This window comes from Aeromonas sp. A600620 (assembly GCF_029479985.1).
Lineage (GTDB): Bacteria > Pseudomonadota > Gammaproteobacteria > Enterobacterales > Aeromonadaceae > Aeromonas > Aeromonas veronii_A.
Genome location: NZ_JAAKXB010000006.1, coordinates 114,675 through 128,768 on the forward strand (window position 1 = coordinate 114,675; position 14,094 = coordinate 128,768).

The window sequence follows — 14,094 nt, forward strand, 5'->3', positions numbered from 1 at the left end:
TGTATGTCTGTGCAACAGCAGGATCCCCGTCATGATCCTAACCGCGTGATCCGTGCCCCGCGCGGCACCGAACTGACCGCCAAGAGCTGGCTCACCGAAGCGCCGCTGCGGATGCTGATGAACAACCTGGACCCCGAGGTGGCCGAGCATCCCCAGTCGCTGGTGGTCTATGGCGGCATCGGTCGCGCCGCCCGCAACTGGGCCTGCTTTGACAAGATCGTCGAGGTGCTGACCCGGCTCGAGGAGGATCAGACCCTGCTGGTGCAATCCGGCAAGCCGGTCGGGGTGTTCCAGACCCACAAGGATGCGCCGCGGGTTCTGATCGCCAACTCCAATCTGGTGCCGCACTGGGCCAACTGGGAGCACTTCAACGAGCTCGATAAGAAGGGCTTGATGATGTACGGCCAGATGACCGCGGGCTCCTGGATCTACATCGGTACCCAGGGGATCGTGCAGGGCACCTACGAGACCTTCTTTGCGGTGGCCAATCAGCACTTCAACGGCGAACCCAAGGGGCGCTGGATCCTGACCGGTGGTCTCGGCGGCATGGGCGGCGCCCAGCCGCTGGCCGCCACCATGGCCGGCTTCTCGATGATCGCCGTGGAGTGCGACGAGACCCGCATCGATTTTCGTCTGCGCACCCGTTATGTGGACAAGAAGGCTCACAGCCTGGATGAGGCGCTGGCCATGGTCGAGGAGGCCAAGCAGAGCGGTACCGCCATCTCCGTCGGTCTGCTCGGCAACGCCGCCGACGTGTTCGCCGAACTGGTGGCCCGTGGCATCACCCCGGACGTGGTGACCGACCAGACCTCCGCCCACGACCCGGTGCACGGCTACCTGCCGCAGGGCTGGAGCGTGGCCAAGTGGCGCGAGCTGCAGCAGAGTGCCCCGCAGGAGGTTAATCTGGCCGCTCGTCGCTCCATGGCCCGCCAGGTGGAGGCGATGCTGACCCTGCAGGAGCGCGGCGCGGCGACTCTGGATTACGGTAACAACATCCGCCAGATGGCGCTGGAGGAGGGGGTGGCGAACGCCTTCGACTTCCCCGGCTTCGTCCCCGCCTATATCCGCCCGCTGTTCTGCGAGGGGATTGGACCGTTCCGCTGGGTGGCCCTTTCCGGCGATCCGGAAGATATCTACAAGACCGATCAGAAGGTGAAAGAGCTGATCCCCGACGATCCTCACCTGCACAACTGGCTCGACATGGCCCGCGAGCGCATCGCGTTTCAGGGGCTACCGGCTCGGATCTGCTGGGTCGGGGTCAAGGATCGGGTACGCCTCGGTCTGGCCTTCAACGAGATGGTGAAAAACGGCGAGCTGAAAGCCCCCATCGTCATCGGCCGCGACCATCTGGATTCCGGCTCGGTGGCGAGCCCGAACCGCGAGACCGAGTCGATGATGGATGGCTCCGATACCGTCTCCGACTGGCCGCTGCTCAACGCCCTGCTCAACACCGCTGGCGGCGCGACCTGGGTGTCGCTGCACCACGGCGGCGGGGTCGGAATGGGCTTCTCCCAGCACTCCGGCGTGGTGATCGTCTGCGATGGTTCCGATGACGCTGCCAAGCGCGTCGGTCGGGTGCTGCGCAACGATCCGGCCACCGGGGTGATGCGCCACGCGGATGCCGGCTACGAGATTGCCATCAACTGTGCCCATGAGGCGAAACTGGATCTGCCGATGATTGACGGCGCCAACGGTGTCAAAGGAAAGGTGTAACACCATGTTTGAATTGACTATTACTCCGGGCGAGCTGGATCTTGCCACCCTGCGCCGCGTCAGCCGCGAGCCGGTACATGTTTCACTGGATCCGGCCGCGCTGCCGGGGATCCACGCCTCAGCTGCTGTGGTTACCAAGGTGATCGAGCAGAACCGGGTGGTGTATGGCATCAACACCGGCTTTGGCCTGTTGGCCAACACCCGCATTCCGGTGGAGCTGCTGGACGAGCTGCAGCGATCCATCGTGCTCTCCCATGCGGCAGGGATTGGCGAGTACATGGATGACGCCACCGTGCGGCTGATGATGGTGCTCAAACTCAACTCGCTGGCGCGGGGCTTCTCCGGGATCCGGCTGACGGTGCTTGAGGCCTTGATGACCCTCATCAACGCCGAAGTCTATCCGGTGGTGCCGAAGAAGGGATCCGTCGGCGCCTCCGGCGATCTGGCGCCGCTGGCTCATATGAGCTGCCTGCTGATCGGGGAGGGCAAGGCTCGCCACAAGGGCGAGCTGATCGACGCCGCTACTGCCCTGAAAATTGCCGGGCTCGAGCCCATCGCGCTGGCGCCCAAAGAAGGATTGGCGCTGCTCAACGGCACTCAGGCCAGCACCGCCTTTGCGCTGGAAGGGCTGTTCCATGCCGAGGATCTGTTCGCTGGTGCCATCACCATCGGCGCCATGAGTGTGGAGGCTGCGCTCGGCAGCCGCAGGCCGTTCGATGCTCGCATCCACGCGGTGCGCGGTCAGCGTGGCCAGATCGACGCGGCCGCCTGCTATCGCCACCTGCTGGTGGATGGCAGCGAGATCGGCATGTCCCATCACAACTGCGAGAAGGTGCAGGATCCCTACTCATTGCGCTGCCAGCCGCAGGTGATGGGGGCCTGCCTGACCCAGATCCGTCAGGCCGCCGAGGTGCTGGTGTGCGAGGCCAACGCGGTCTCCGACAACCCGCTGGTGTTTGCCGATGATGAGGAGATAATCTCCGGCGGCAACTTCCACGCCGAGCCGGTGGCCTTTGCGGCCGATAATCTGGCGCTGGCCATCGCCGAGATAGGTTCCCTCTCCGAGCGGCGGATGGCGCTGCTGATTGACTCTCGGATGTCCGGTCTGCCGGCGTTTCTGGTCAACAACGGCGGGGTGAATTCGGGCTTTATGATCGCTCAGGTCACCTCGGCGGCGCTGGCCTCCGAGAACAAGACCCTGGCCCATCCCGCCTCGGTGGATAGTTTGCCCACTTCCGCCAATCAGGAGGATCACGTCTCCATGGCGACCTTCGCCGGTCGTCGATTGGCTGACATGGCGGAGAATACCCGCGGCATTCTGGCAGTCGAACTGCTGGCGGCGGCACAGGGGCTCGATTTCCGCGCGCCGCTGCGCAGTACCGAGCTGATCGAGCTGGCCAAGGGACGACTGCGGGCAGAGGTGAGCTTCTACGACAAGGACAGGTACTTCGCGCCGGATATCGAAGCGGCCGCCGCCCTGCTGGGCCGTGCCAGCTACAACGACCTGATCCCGGCCGGGGTGCTGCCCAGCCTGTAAGCCTTGATCACCCTTCTCCCCTGGCGGGAGAAGGGTGGGGGATGAGGGGGAAGCCGCTTCACTGGCACCGGTGAGAGCCGGGAGCAGATGACAAAAGACCGCCCAATCGGGCGGTCTTTGCGTTTCTGACGTTGGTTGAACGCGGTTATTCGTGTTCGAACATCAGGAACAGATAAACCACGAACAACACCAGATGGGTCGCACCATGGAGCACATTGGTGCGGCCGCTGCTGAAGGTCACTTTACAGACCATCAAGGTCGTGACCAGCAGCACCATATCGGCGGGGGAGAGGCCGAGGCGTACCTCCTGACCCAGCATGGAGCCGATAAAGAGCACGGCAGGCACGGTGAGGGCGATGGTGGCCAGCACCGAGCCGAAGTAGAGGTTCATTGCCCGCTGCAGCTGGTTGTTGAAGGCGGCCTTGATGGCGCCGACTGCTTCGGGAGCTAGCACGATACATGCGACGATAAAGCCGCCCAGTGCCGCGGGCGCGTCCATCACATGCACCCCGTAGTTGATGGGGATGGCCAGGGTCTTGGCCAGCAGGATCACTACCAGCAGGTAGGCGAGCAGCAGGATGGTGTGATAGACGTTGCTCTGCAGCGGGCCGTGGTGCTCCTCGTAATCCTCGTGATCGCTGTCGACGAAGAAGTGGCTGTGGCTGCGGGTCTGGATCAGCAGAAAGACCCCGTAGAGCAGGATCGAGATGATGATCAGCATCCACGACATGGCGCGCGACATACTGCCGATTGCACCACCTTCGGTGAAGTTGGGCAGCACCAGACAGAGCAGGGCCAGCGGGATGATGGCCACCAGATAGGATTTGACCCCGTCCAGATTAAAGCTCTGGGTGTGGTAGCGCCAGCCGCCAAACAGCAGGGTGAAGCCCACCAGACCGGTACTCACCAGCATCACTACCGCAAACATGGTATCGCGGGCCATGGTGGGGTTGGGCTCGCCGGTCAGCATCACCGAGGAGATCATCACCACCTCCAGCGAGATGACCGAGAGGGTGAGGATCAGGGTGCCGAAGGGCTCGCCCAGCTTGATGGCGAGGGCATCGGAGTGGCGCACTACCGAGAAGATGGCCCAGGTTACGATGGCCAGTAGTGCCGCCGAAACCGGAAGATAGATCCCGAGCGGAGTTGTCTCTGTCAGCAGGTCGCTCCCGATCGTCTTGAAAAAGAGCAGGGTCAGCAGGCCGACGGGCAGGGCAATCTCTTGCCGGATAAATGTCTTCATAGGCAATGGTTCTCATCTCGGGACGGCGCTGGCCGACAGGGATTGATGGGAGGCGTGCGTGAAGGTGCTCACGGTAGCCGAATGCTTATGATAAGGGTTCCATCCTCTCAGGGGCAGATCATTTTGTTGCTGAATGTAAATGGTGGTTCAAGGGCGATGAGCCAGGTCGTGGCAGAGGCTTTGGGAGTGTCAGCCTCTGTGCAAAAGGGTGCGTGTGCTCCCGGTGGGGGGAGCCCTGCCAGCGCTGGCCTGTGCAATATCGGTGTCAGCTCTCTTGCGAATATTGTGGAGGCCATGTCTGCTGCCAGATGGCAAGATCTGCCAGCGCCATGGGCCTGCCAAAGACGTAACCCTGGATCAGATAGACGCCGTGTTGCCGCAAGTAATCAACCTGTTCCCGCGTCTCAACCCCTTCCGCAATCATCTCCATGCCTGATTCCAGGCCAAACGTGATGATGGCATCCAGCACGCTGCGTTTGAGGTCGTTGGTGCCTATGGTATCGACGAACATCTTGTCGATCTTGATCTGGCGGATCCCGAGGCTCTGCAGGTAGGCAAAACCACCGTAGCCGGTACCGAAATCATCCAGTTTGAAGTGATATCCCATCTGCTGCAACAGGGTGATCTCCTCGGTAGCGGCTTTGATGTCGAGGATCGGCTTGCGTTCTGTCAGCTCGAAGGTAAGGCGCTCGGGCGAAGGGTTATGGTGTTCACTCAACATGTTGCGCAGCAAGGGTTGTTCGATATGGGTGGCCATCAGATTGACACTGATCCACTGCTCTGGTGGCAACAGCGGCAGATCCGTGATCACCTGCTCCAGCAACTGCCTGGTGATAGGCAGGATAAGTCCCTGATCTTCAGCATATTCGATGAAAGCGCTCGGGGGGATCAGCTCGTGTCCACGTTGCCAGCGTAGCAGCGCCTCAAAACCGGCAACCTGCCAGGTTCGAAGATCCACCACGGGTTGATAGAAGGGGATGAACTCCTGGCGCACCAATCCGGCCTGCAATAGCCCCTTGAGCGAGCGGCGATAGTTTCGCAGCGACCAGTAAGCGGTCACCAGCAGCAGGCCCAGGATAGTGCCGCTCCAGAGTGCGATTCGTCTGACTTGCTCGCGAGCATACAGGTCCAGTGCAGAACCGGCCCAGATGGTTTGTCGGGTCAGTTTGTCCTGATCAAAGAAGCTCAGGCTGCGGCTGCCCTCTTCCAGCTTGATGGTCCGGTCACCGCGCGGGAAGCGGGGGGTCATCGCTGCGGGATCCCGCTGGCTGAACTCCAGATAGAAACAGTCACTGCAGGGGAGCTGTAGCAGATCGTGGCTCCAGCTGTTATCGAGCACCCAGTAGGCAATGTTGCCGCCGTTTTTGTAGTAGGCAACCATCTCCTGTTCCGTATTGAAACTGGCCGTTGTAGCAGTCAGCCCCAGTTTGTCGGGGAGGGCGCCATCCTGGTTGGCGTTTTTGATGAGCGAAATACCCACACCCAGGCTTGAGCAGCTTTTCCCTGATGCCAGTTCCAGCCCCTGCAGACGAATATGGGTGTTGTAAAAGCGGGGATCCCGCAGCAGTGCCATGTCGTTGGCACCACAATCGAAATCAAACAGCGTCAGCTGCTCGCTCATGGCCTTGTCCAGCGTGTGATGGCGTATCGCCATGGCTCGCTTTATCTCGGCCACCTTCTGCTCAAGCAGGTGGTTGGCCATCGGTTTTGTTAGCCACAGACCGACGGACTGGCTTGCCAGGATGGGCAAGAGCAGTAGCAGTACAGTGATCCAGAGGGGGGGGATGCGTAACAAGGGCGCCTGCCAGTTTCACGAGACACAAATGGGTCAAGCCATCATAGTGCATTAGTACAATCAATTTGAGATCTACTTGTCACACTTATTGGATGATTTTTTAAATGTATGATTTTAAATGTTTTTATTATTAACCTTGAAAAGATTCAATCGCTGACCTGTCATAAATGACAATTGCTCAACTTATCCGAACTGCTTTAGAGTACCCCTGCGGTTTGACTCACCGTGTGTTCAATACTCCTGTATCTGTTTTTTGTCAGTAGCACAGAGTGTTAGTTTTGATATGAGTGTTCCTTTTGGTCCCTTTTGAGGGACCATTTTTCTGTCTGCTATCTTCCCCTGCTCCACCTGTGTACCTTCCTTGGTATTCTCCCGCTGCTTTGGGTATGCTGCCCCGCTTAAATTACAGAAGCGGGATCCCCGTCCATAGTGATGGCCACAGCGCCACTGCTACCATGAACTCCAATGGATGATGCCGGGCACACGGAAAGGCACATGAAACTCACAACACATCTTGTCTCGTTTATTACCTTGTGCGTGATCGCTGCCATGGCGACCGTGCTGATTGGCGGGGTGTTCAGCTTTCGCGAGCTGGGCATGGAGTTGCAGCAAAAGAAGGTCGATGCGCTGGTCGAGGTGATCGACAAGCAACTCGACGTTGCTCACGGTATGGAGGATATGAGCCGCTGGTTGCCCACCTTGCTGCGGGCGGCTCATGTGGTGGAGCTGGAGGTGCGCCAGAATGACCAGCGGGTCTACTGGTTCCGTGACGTACAGCGTCCGGTTGATGAACCGCTGCTGGTGCCATACAGCCATCCGCTGCCCCATCAGGCTGGCATGCAGGCCAGCTTCAAGCTGGAGCGCCCCTTCAAGGAGGCGGAATACTCCATCAAGGCGATGTCGGGCATCTCGTTCGGGATCTTCATCGTGGTGTTCGGTCTCTGGTACTCCATCCGCTGGTTGCGTCAGCAGTTGCGCGGCGCCGAGCTGCTGGGCATTCGCGCCCAGCTGATCCTCGATGACAAGCTCTCCAAACTGAGCCATGACCCCGTCGAAGAGTGGCCGGTGGCCGCCAGTCAGGCCCTCGATCATCTGCTCGCCGAGCTGGCGGATGCCCGCAAGGAGCGCAGCCGCTTCGACAACTTCATTCGCAGCAACGCCTTCGTCGACAAGATGACCGGCATCGGCAACCGCCTCTTCTTCGATAACCGGCTCGAGAGCGCTATCATGGAGGCGAGCGTGATGAGTGGCGGTGTCTTGCTGATTGAACTCGCCTGTCTGGAAGAGCTGGAAGCGGAGCAGTTCGAGCTGCAGGGGCATGATCTGCTGCTGGAGGCGAGCGCCGTGATCAGTGCTTTTGTGCGCAAGCATAACGGTGCCTTGCAGGCTCGTTATGCCGGACATGTCTTTGCGGTATTGTTGCCCAACATGTCGGAGAGCGAGATGGTGGACAGTGCCAGCCAGCTGCTCAAGAGTCTGCAACGGCTACACTGGCCGCAGCAGGTCAATCCGGAGACGGCCATCTATATCGGGGCTGTCTGCTACCAGGCGCAAGACACTCTGCTCAAGGTGCAGGAGGAGGCCGAGCTGGCCCTCAAGAGTGCACGTCTGCAGGGGCACAACGGCTGGTTCCTCTACGAGAAGCAGCTGGACGAGGAGCAGAGCAGCAAGGGGACGGTGCGCTGGCGCACCCTCATCAGTCGCCGTCTTGAAGAGCAGGGGATCGATTTTTATACCCAACCGGTCCAGCAGGATCGGGATCAGGTGGTACTGCAGCAGGATCTGCTCACCTATATCCACGATGAGCAGGGGAGGGAACTGCAAGCAGGGATCTTCATGCCAATGGCGGAGAAGGTGGGCCTGCTGCTGCAACTGGATCGGCTGGTGGCGGAGCAAACGCTGGTGTTGCTGCGCCAGCGTTCCGAGCAGAGCTGTTCCATCACTCTGACCCTGAGTGCCCAGAGTCTGCTCAACCGCGAGTTCCAGCGCTGGCTCTTCTTCGCCCTGTTCCAGCTGCCGCGCAGCACCAACGAGCGGTTGATCCTGCAGCTCTCGGAGGCTCAGGTCACACGCCACTTCGAAGCACTCAAGCGGCCGCTGCGCTCCCTGCGGATGCTGGGCTGCCAGCTGGCCATCGATCATGCTGGCCAGGATGTGGTGAGCACCCAGTACATCAAGGAGTTCGAGATCAACTTCCTCAAGCTGCACCCCAGCCTGGTGCGGGAGATTCACGCCCGACAGGTGAACCAGATGGCGGTCCGCAGTCTGGTGGGGGGCTGCGCCAATACCCGTACCCGGGTGCTGGCGGTGGGGGTAGAGAGTGGCGATGAGTGGAAGATGCTGCGCCACCTCGGGGTGCATGCCGGGCAGGGGCCCTGGTTTGCCGAGCCACGCCGGTTGGTGCAGGAGCCGGCTGGTGATTGAGATAAACAAGAGAGGGTCGTCGTGGGGCGACCCTCTCTCGTTTTCGGTTGCCGTCAGGCGGGGCTCACAGTCGCCCCTGCTCCCGCAGTCCGGCCAATCCCTGCATGCCGCCGGTATGGATAAAGACAATCTTGCTGCCGGGGGCGATACGGCCCGCAGCCAGCTCGCGAAACAGCCCCCACATCGCCTTGCCGCTGTAGATGGGCTCCAAAGGCAGACCTGTTTCGGCGCTGAAATCTTGAACCCACTGCCAGAGGGCCGGGCTGAATTTGGCGTAGCCACCATCGTGGTGATCGAGTGCGACCCGCCAGCCGGGGATGCTGGCGGCAGCGGGATGGAGGCGACACACCTCGTCAGCGATAAAGCCGCCTCCTTTCAGTACCGCAATGGCGAGGATCTGCTCCCGGTCCTGTTTGCCAGCGATTAGGCCCGCCAGGGTGCCGCCGCTGGCACAGGGCAGTACCCAGAGATCCGGCGAGAAGGGTACCTCGCCGACCAGTTCGGCAACCCCGGGGATAGCCAGCGGGCTGCTGCCCCCTTCCGGCACGATCAGGGTATCGGGTGCATCGAATTGGGCCAGCCAGTCGGGATCCTGGCGACGGCGGTAACTCTGGCGGTCGACGAAAACGAGATCCATACCCCAGCGTCTGGCATCCCTCAGGGTGGTATTGCTGACGGCATCAGATTCGCCCCGTATGATACCGGTAGTTCGAAGGCCAGATTGGCACCCTGCTGCTGCCAGTGCATGGATGTGATTGGAGTAGGCGCCGCCAAACGAGAGTAGATGCCGTTTGCCGTGCTCTCTGGCATGAAGCAGGTGGTATTTGAGCTTGCGCCACTTGTTGCCGGAGATGGTCGGATGGATCAGATCATCCCGCTTGCACCAGAGTTCGACGCCGTAGCGGGTTAGCAACGGGTGGTGGAGGGGGTGCAGGGGGGAGGGCAGGATAGCTGACCCCTCTGGCTCGGCTGGAAGGCTGGCTTGCAATGGTGAGTCCGTCTTTTATATAGAGGCTAATCTGCTGTTTATGTTAATATTTCATACATTTAATCACTATTGATGGGCGGGCTTACATGAAAAAACTGTTCAGACGGTCGACGCCAAGCCGCCAGGTCGGGCTCTTGTTGGCCAATGACAGGATCATGCTGGCTGCAGTGGGCAATCCCCCCGTCTTCGCGACGCGCACCATCAACGGCCCACAGGAGTGGGCTGTGGCCATGAACGAGCTGTTCAGCCGTTATGGGCTGGCCAAGTCTAAAGTGCGGGTAGCCCTCGCCGCCAGCCTTTATCAACAGATCCAGATCGACAAGCCTGCCGTGCCTGACGCCGAGATGGCGGGGGCGCTCCCCTGGGCCATCAAGGACTATGTCAGCGAACCCGTGCTGCAACTGGCGATGGATTATGTGGACTTGCCCACCCCGCCTGCCGGTCGTCCGCGCATCAATGTGATCTGCCTGCCCAAGAGCCGGGTGCAACAGCTGGCCGATGCCATCAACGGCATCGCCACCCTGCAATCCATCATCAGCGACGAGCTGGCGCTCACCTCTCTCTATGAAGCGGATGACACTGTGCGCATGCTGCTGTGGCAGCCCAAGGGGCAGGATCTGCAACTGCTGGTCTTCCATCAGGGGGGGCTCTGCTTCTCCCGCCAGCTGCGCGGTTTCACCAGCCTGACCGGCGAACATGAGCCTGACGCCATGCTGCTCGATTCACTGGCGCTGGAGATCCAGCGCTCCCTCGACTATCTGGCGGGCCAGCTCAAATTGCCCGAGCTGGGGCAGATGCAGTTTGCCGTCGCTTCGCCCTTTATCGGTACCCTGGTGCGTCACATGGAGCAGACCTTCGGCTTTGCCGTCTCCGCCATGGCCAACAAGGCGGTGCTGGCCGGCGTCGAATACCTCTCGGCTTATGCTGCCGCATTGGGGGATGATCAATGAGAGTGTTATTCCCCCTTGCTGCCATGGTCAACAAGACAATGTTGCTGGCTGGCGTCGAATACCTTTCTGCCTACGCAGCCGCCATCGGGGAGGATGCGTGATGAAACGTCAGATAAACCTCTATGGTGCCGAGTTTCGTCCCAAGCGGCAGTGGGCCAGCCTCAATCAGATGGCGTTGGTATGGGGTGTTGCGCTGTTGCTGATCCTGCTAACGGCTATCGGTTACAGCTGGCAGCAGCAACAGGTCAGCCGGGCGCTAGCGCAACGCACCGCCGAGCTGGAGCTCAAGCGCAGCGAGGCCAGACGCCTCGATGCCGAGCTGGCGCGCCATCAGGCGGATCCCCGGCTGCAACAGCAACTGGTCAATAAACGGGATGAGCTGACCGCCAAGCAGGGGCTGATGCGTCAGCTCGGTAGCCTGTCTCTGCAAAAATCCCAGGGCTATGCCAGCGTGATGGCGGATCTCTCCCGCATTCGCAGCAGCAACCTCTCGTTGCAGCGCATCGAGATCAACGAAGGGCGGATCAACCTCTCCGGTTTTGCCGGACGCAGTCAGGATGTGCCGGCCTGGGTCAACCGCTTCAAGCAGACCCCGAGTCTGGTAGGCAAGGAGTTTGGTGAACTGACCCTCGGCCGTGACGAGGAGGGTCGTCTGACATTCCAGTTGAGCGGCATCGCGCGGGAGAAACCCTGATGAACCTGAAAGCACAATGGCAGGCGTGGGGCCAGCGTATCGCCCTGTTGAGCCAGCGGGAGCGGGTGTTGATCCTGCTTACCGGTCTGGTGCTGCTGGGCGCTGGTAGCATCTACGGTTGGCTCGATGGCGCCGATACCCGCCTGCAGCAGGATCGCATGGCCCTGAGCGCCGCCGAGCGCGACCTCGAAATCATGGAGCTGGAGAACCTCGGCAAACAGGCTCGGCTCAAGCGGGATCCCAATCAGGGCGTTCGCGACCAGCTGGCGCAGGTCGAAGCGGATCTGGCCCGGATCGACGATGAGCTGAAGGCCCAGACCGTCGATCTGATCCCGGCGCACGAGATGCCGCAGGTGCTGGAGGCGCTGCTCTCCCGCTCCGCCAACCTTCACATGCTGGCGCTCAGTTCGCTGGAGCCGACCCCGCTGATGGCGGGAGAACAGAAGGTCAATCTCTACAAACATGGTATCCGGCTTCAGCTTGAAGGTGGCTATTTCGATGTTTATCAATATCTTAAAGCGCTGGAAGCCTTGCCGCGCCACTTTTACTGGAAGCAGTTCGACTACCGGGTCAAATCCTATCCCGGCGCGGTGGTGGAGATGGAGATCTACACCCTGAGTACCAGCAAGGAGTTTATCCGTGGCTAGAGTGTTTGCGTTGTGCTGTTGCCTGTTCAGCGTGCTGGTAAAGGCGGAGCAGGTCGAGGTATTGCAGGATCCCACCGCACCGCTGGCGGATGTGGCGATTGGCGCCCGTGCGACCGGCGAGAGCAACACCGGTTTACCGAAGCTGCAGAGTGTGGTGCTGGGCAATGGCCCGGCGCTGGCGGTGCTCAATGGCAAGAGTTATCGGGTCGGGCAACAGGTGGATGGCTATACGCTGGTGGCCATCACGGCAGATGCCGTGGTGCTGGAAAAGGCGGGCAAACGCCACGCGGTCACACTCTTTGCCAGCAAGATCCGGGTTTGAGTCGTGCTTGCCTTTCGAGAGGTGGAGCGGCTTTATCGAGTTTAATTGCAAGTCAGGGTGCTCTAATTACATGAAAAAACACCGTCTCTGTCTGATCACCATGGCCATGATGGCCGCAGGCTGTACCACGTATCAGCACCCCGAGCCGACCCAGGCCAAGGATGCTCTCAAACAGGCCATGAACGAACAGCAGAAGCAGGCTGCCCCGCTGACCGCCTTGCCCAAATCGGTGCAGAGTGAATTGCTGCAGCTGAACCGGCCGCAGATGCCGGTCGGCATGCCGGAGAAGCGGCTGCGCATCGCGGCTCACGACGTGGAGGCGGTGGAGTTTTTCGGTTCCCTGTTCAAGGGCTCCCGCTACAGCGTGGCGGTTCATCCCGGGGTGGCCGGGCTGGTCTCGGTCGAGCTCAAGGATGTGACCCTGCCGGAGGTGCTGGCGGTGGTAGGTGACATGTATGGCTTCGACGTGCAGCGCAAGGGCAATGTCTTCCACATCTATCCGGCGGGTCTGCGCACCGAAACCATTCCGGTCAACTATCTGATGATGTCCCGCCGTGGCCTATCCCGCACCTCGGTCAGCACCGGCGGGGTGACTGCCAATGACAACAACAATGGCAGCAATAACAGCAGTTTCGACAGCGCGTCCAACAACAGCGGCAGCAACAGCTCCTCCAGCAACAACTCGAGCGGTGACAACAGCAACGGTACCCGGATCGAGACTGACACCAACAGCGACTACTGGACCGATCTGCGCGACTCCCTGCAGACCCTGATTGGCACGGGTGATGGTCGCGCCGTGATTACCAGCCCGCAGGCGGGTCTGGTCACTATTCGCGCCTATCCGAAGGAGCTCAAGGCGGTACGTGAATTCCTCAATCAATCCGAGAGTCACCTCAAGCGCCAGGTGGTGCTGGAGGCGCGGATCATCGAAGTCGCCCTCAACGAAGGGTATGAGCAGGGGGTTGACTGGAGCGGTCTCTCCGCCAGTTGGGATGGCGGCAAGGGTATTACCGGCGGCCAGTCACTTGCCAAGACCCAGCTGCCCACCACCCCCAACCAGATCTTCAGTGCGCTGGGCGGCGGCGCCGGTTTCACGATCTCTGATGGCAACTTCGAGGTGGCGGTCAACCTGCTCAAGACCCAGGGCGATGTGAATACCCTCTCCAGCCCGAGGGTCACTGCGACCAACAACCAGAAGGCGGTGATCAAGGTGGGGACGGACGAATATTTCGTCACCAATGCCTCGACCACTACGGTGACCTCGACCGGCACGGCCGAACCTATCGTGACCCCCAATGTGGAGCTGACCCCCTTCTTCTCCGGTATTGCGCTGGACGTAACGCCGCAAATCGATGAAGAGGGCAAGGTGCTGCTCCATATCCACCCTTCCGTTATCGACACAGAAGAGCAGAAGAAGACCATCAACGTCGGTACCGCCAAACCGCTGGAGCTGCCGCTCGCCAAGAGCTCGATCCGCGAGTCCGATACCGTGGTGCAGGCCAATAACGGCGACATTATCGTCATCGGTGGTCTGATGAAGACCGACAAGCAGGAGATCGTCAGCAAGGTGCCGCTGCTGGGAGATATTCCCTGGGTGGGCGAAGCCTTTACCAATCGTCGCGAGAGCACCAAGAAGGTGGAGCTGGTGATCATGCTCAAACCGACCGTGGTGGAGAAAGATACCTGGCAAAACGAGCTGCAGCGTTCCGCAGATCTGCTCGACAAGTGGTATCCGGCGAAGGGGTAAGCCATGAGCTGGCGATTGGCATCTTTCCATTCCG

General features: G+C 60.5%; 11 protein-coding genes. 8 read left to right on the plus strand and 3 right to left on the minus strand.

The annotated features are described in order from the left end of the window. Positions 1-3 precede the first annotated feature (3 nt). On the plus strand, positions 4-1,713 hold the full coding sequence (gene hutU / locus G5533_RS09855) for a urocanate hydratase (protein WP_441254741.1): 1,710 nt from the start codon (positions 4-6) through the stop codon (positions 1,711-1,713). Between the two features lie 4 nt (positions 1,714-1,717). Further along, entirely contained in the window at positions 1,718-3,250 is a 1,533-nt protein-coding gene (gene hutH, locus G5533_RS09860; RefSeq protein WP_227341528.1) for a histidine ammonia-lyase, read from the plus strand. A gap of 145 nt (positions 3,251-3,395) precedes the next feature. On the opposite strand, the gene G5533_RS09865 is transcribed toward hutH, so the two are convergent. Further along, positions 3,396-4,493 (minus strand): calcium:proton antiporter, encoded by a 1,098-nt coding sequence (locus tag G5533_RS09865; RefSeq protein WP_266134562.1) that lies wholly within the window; start codon positions 4,491-4,493, stop codon positions 3,396-3,398. A gap of 265 nt (positions 4,494-4,758) precedes the next feature. Beyond that, entirely contained in the window at positions 4,759-6,288 is a 1,530-nt protein-coding gene (locus G5533_RS09870; RefSeq protein ID WP_421208893.1) for an EAL domain-containing protein, read from the minus strand. 495 nt (positions 6,289-6,783) lie between these two features. On the opposite strand from G5533_RS09870, the gene G5533_RS09875 reads away from it, so the two are divergent. Beyond that, the gene (locus G5533_RS09875) at positions 6,784-8,712 is read left to right on the plus strand and encodes an EAL domain-containing protein (RefSeq protein WP_421255070.1); all 1,929 of its coding nucleotides are present in this window, start codon (positions 6,784-6,786) and stop codon (positions 8,710-8,712) included. Positions 8,713-8,776: 64 nt separating this feature from the next. On the opposite strand, the gene G5533_RS09880 is transcribed toward G5533_RS09875, so the two are convergent. Further along, positions 8,777-9,700, minus strand: coding sequence for a 1-aminocyclopropane-1-carboxylate deaminase/D-cysteine desulfhydrase (locus tag G5533_RS09880; RefSeq protein WP_216952742.1), 924 nt, complete (start codon positions 9,698-9,700; stop codon positions 8,777-8,779). Positions 9,701-9,786: 86 nt separating this feature from the next. On the opposite strand from G5533_RS09880, the gene G5533_RS09885 reads away from it, so the two are divergent. The 5 genes from G5533_RS09885 to mshL all read left to right on the plus strand — a co-directional run bounded on the left by G5533_RS09885 (position 9,787) and on the right by mshL (position 14,060). Beyond that, a complete protein-coding gene (locus G5533_RS09885; RefSeq protein WP_421205609.1) occupies positions 9,787-10,650 on the plus strand; it encodes an MSHA biogenesis protein MshI in 864 nt (287 codons plus the stop codon). Between the two features lie 100 nt (positions 10,651-10,750). Beyond that, positions 10,751-11,344: a PilN domain-containing protein gene (locus tag G5533_RS09890; protein WP_128834786.1), complete on the plus strand. Its 594-nt coding sequence runs from the start codon at positions 10,751-10,753 to the stop codon at positions 11,342-11,344. After that, a complete protein-coding gene (pilO, locus tag G5533_RS09895) occupies positions 11,344-11,991 on the plus strand; it encodes a type 4a pilus biogenesis protein PilO (RefSeq protein ID WP_266134566.1) in 648 nt (215 codons plus the stop codon). The genes G5533_RS09890 and pilO overlap by 1 nt, the downstream gene beginning before the upstream one ends. Next, entirely contained in the window at positions 11,984-12,313 is a 330-nt protein-coding gene (locus tag G5533_RS09900) for a SctD/MshK family protein (RefSeq protein WP_106844136.1), read from the plus strand. Before pilO ends, G5533_RS09900 begins: the two co-directional genes overlap by 8 nt. Positions 12,314-12,383: 70 nt before the next feature. Then, complete coding sequence (gene mshL, locus G5533_RS09905) at positions 12,384-14,060, plus strand: pilus (MSHA type) biogenesis protein MshL (RefSeq protein WP_216952745.1); 1,677 nt, start codon at positions 12,384-12,386, stop codon at positions 14,058-14,060. The last annotated feature ends 34 nt before the right edge of the window (positions 14,061-14,094 follow it).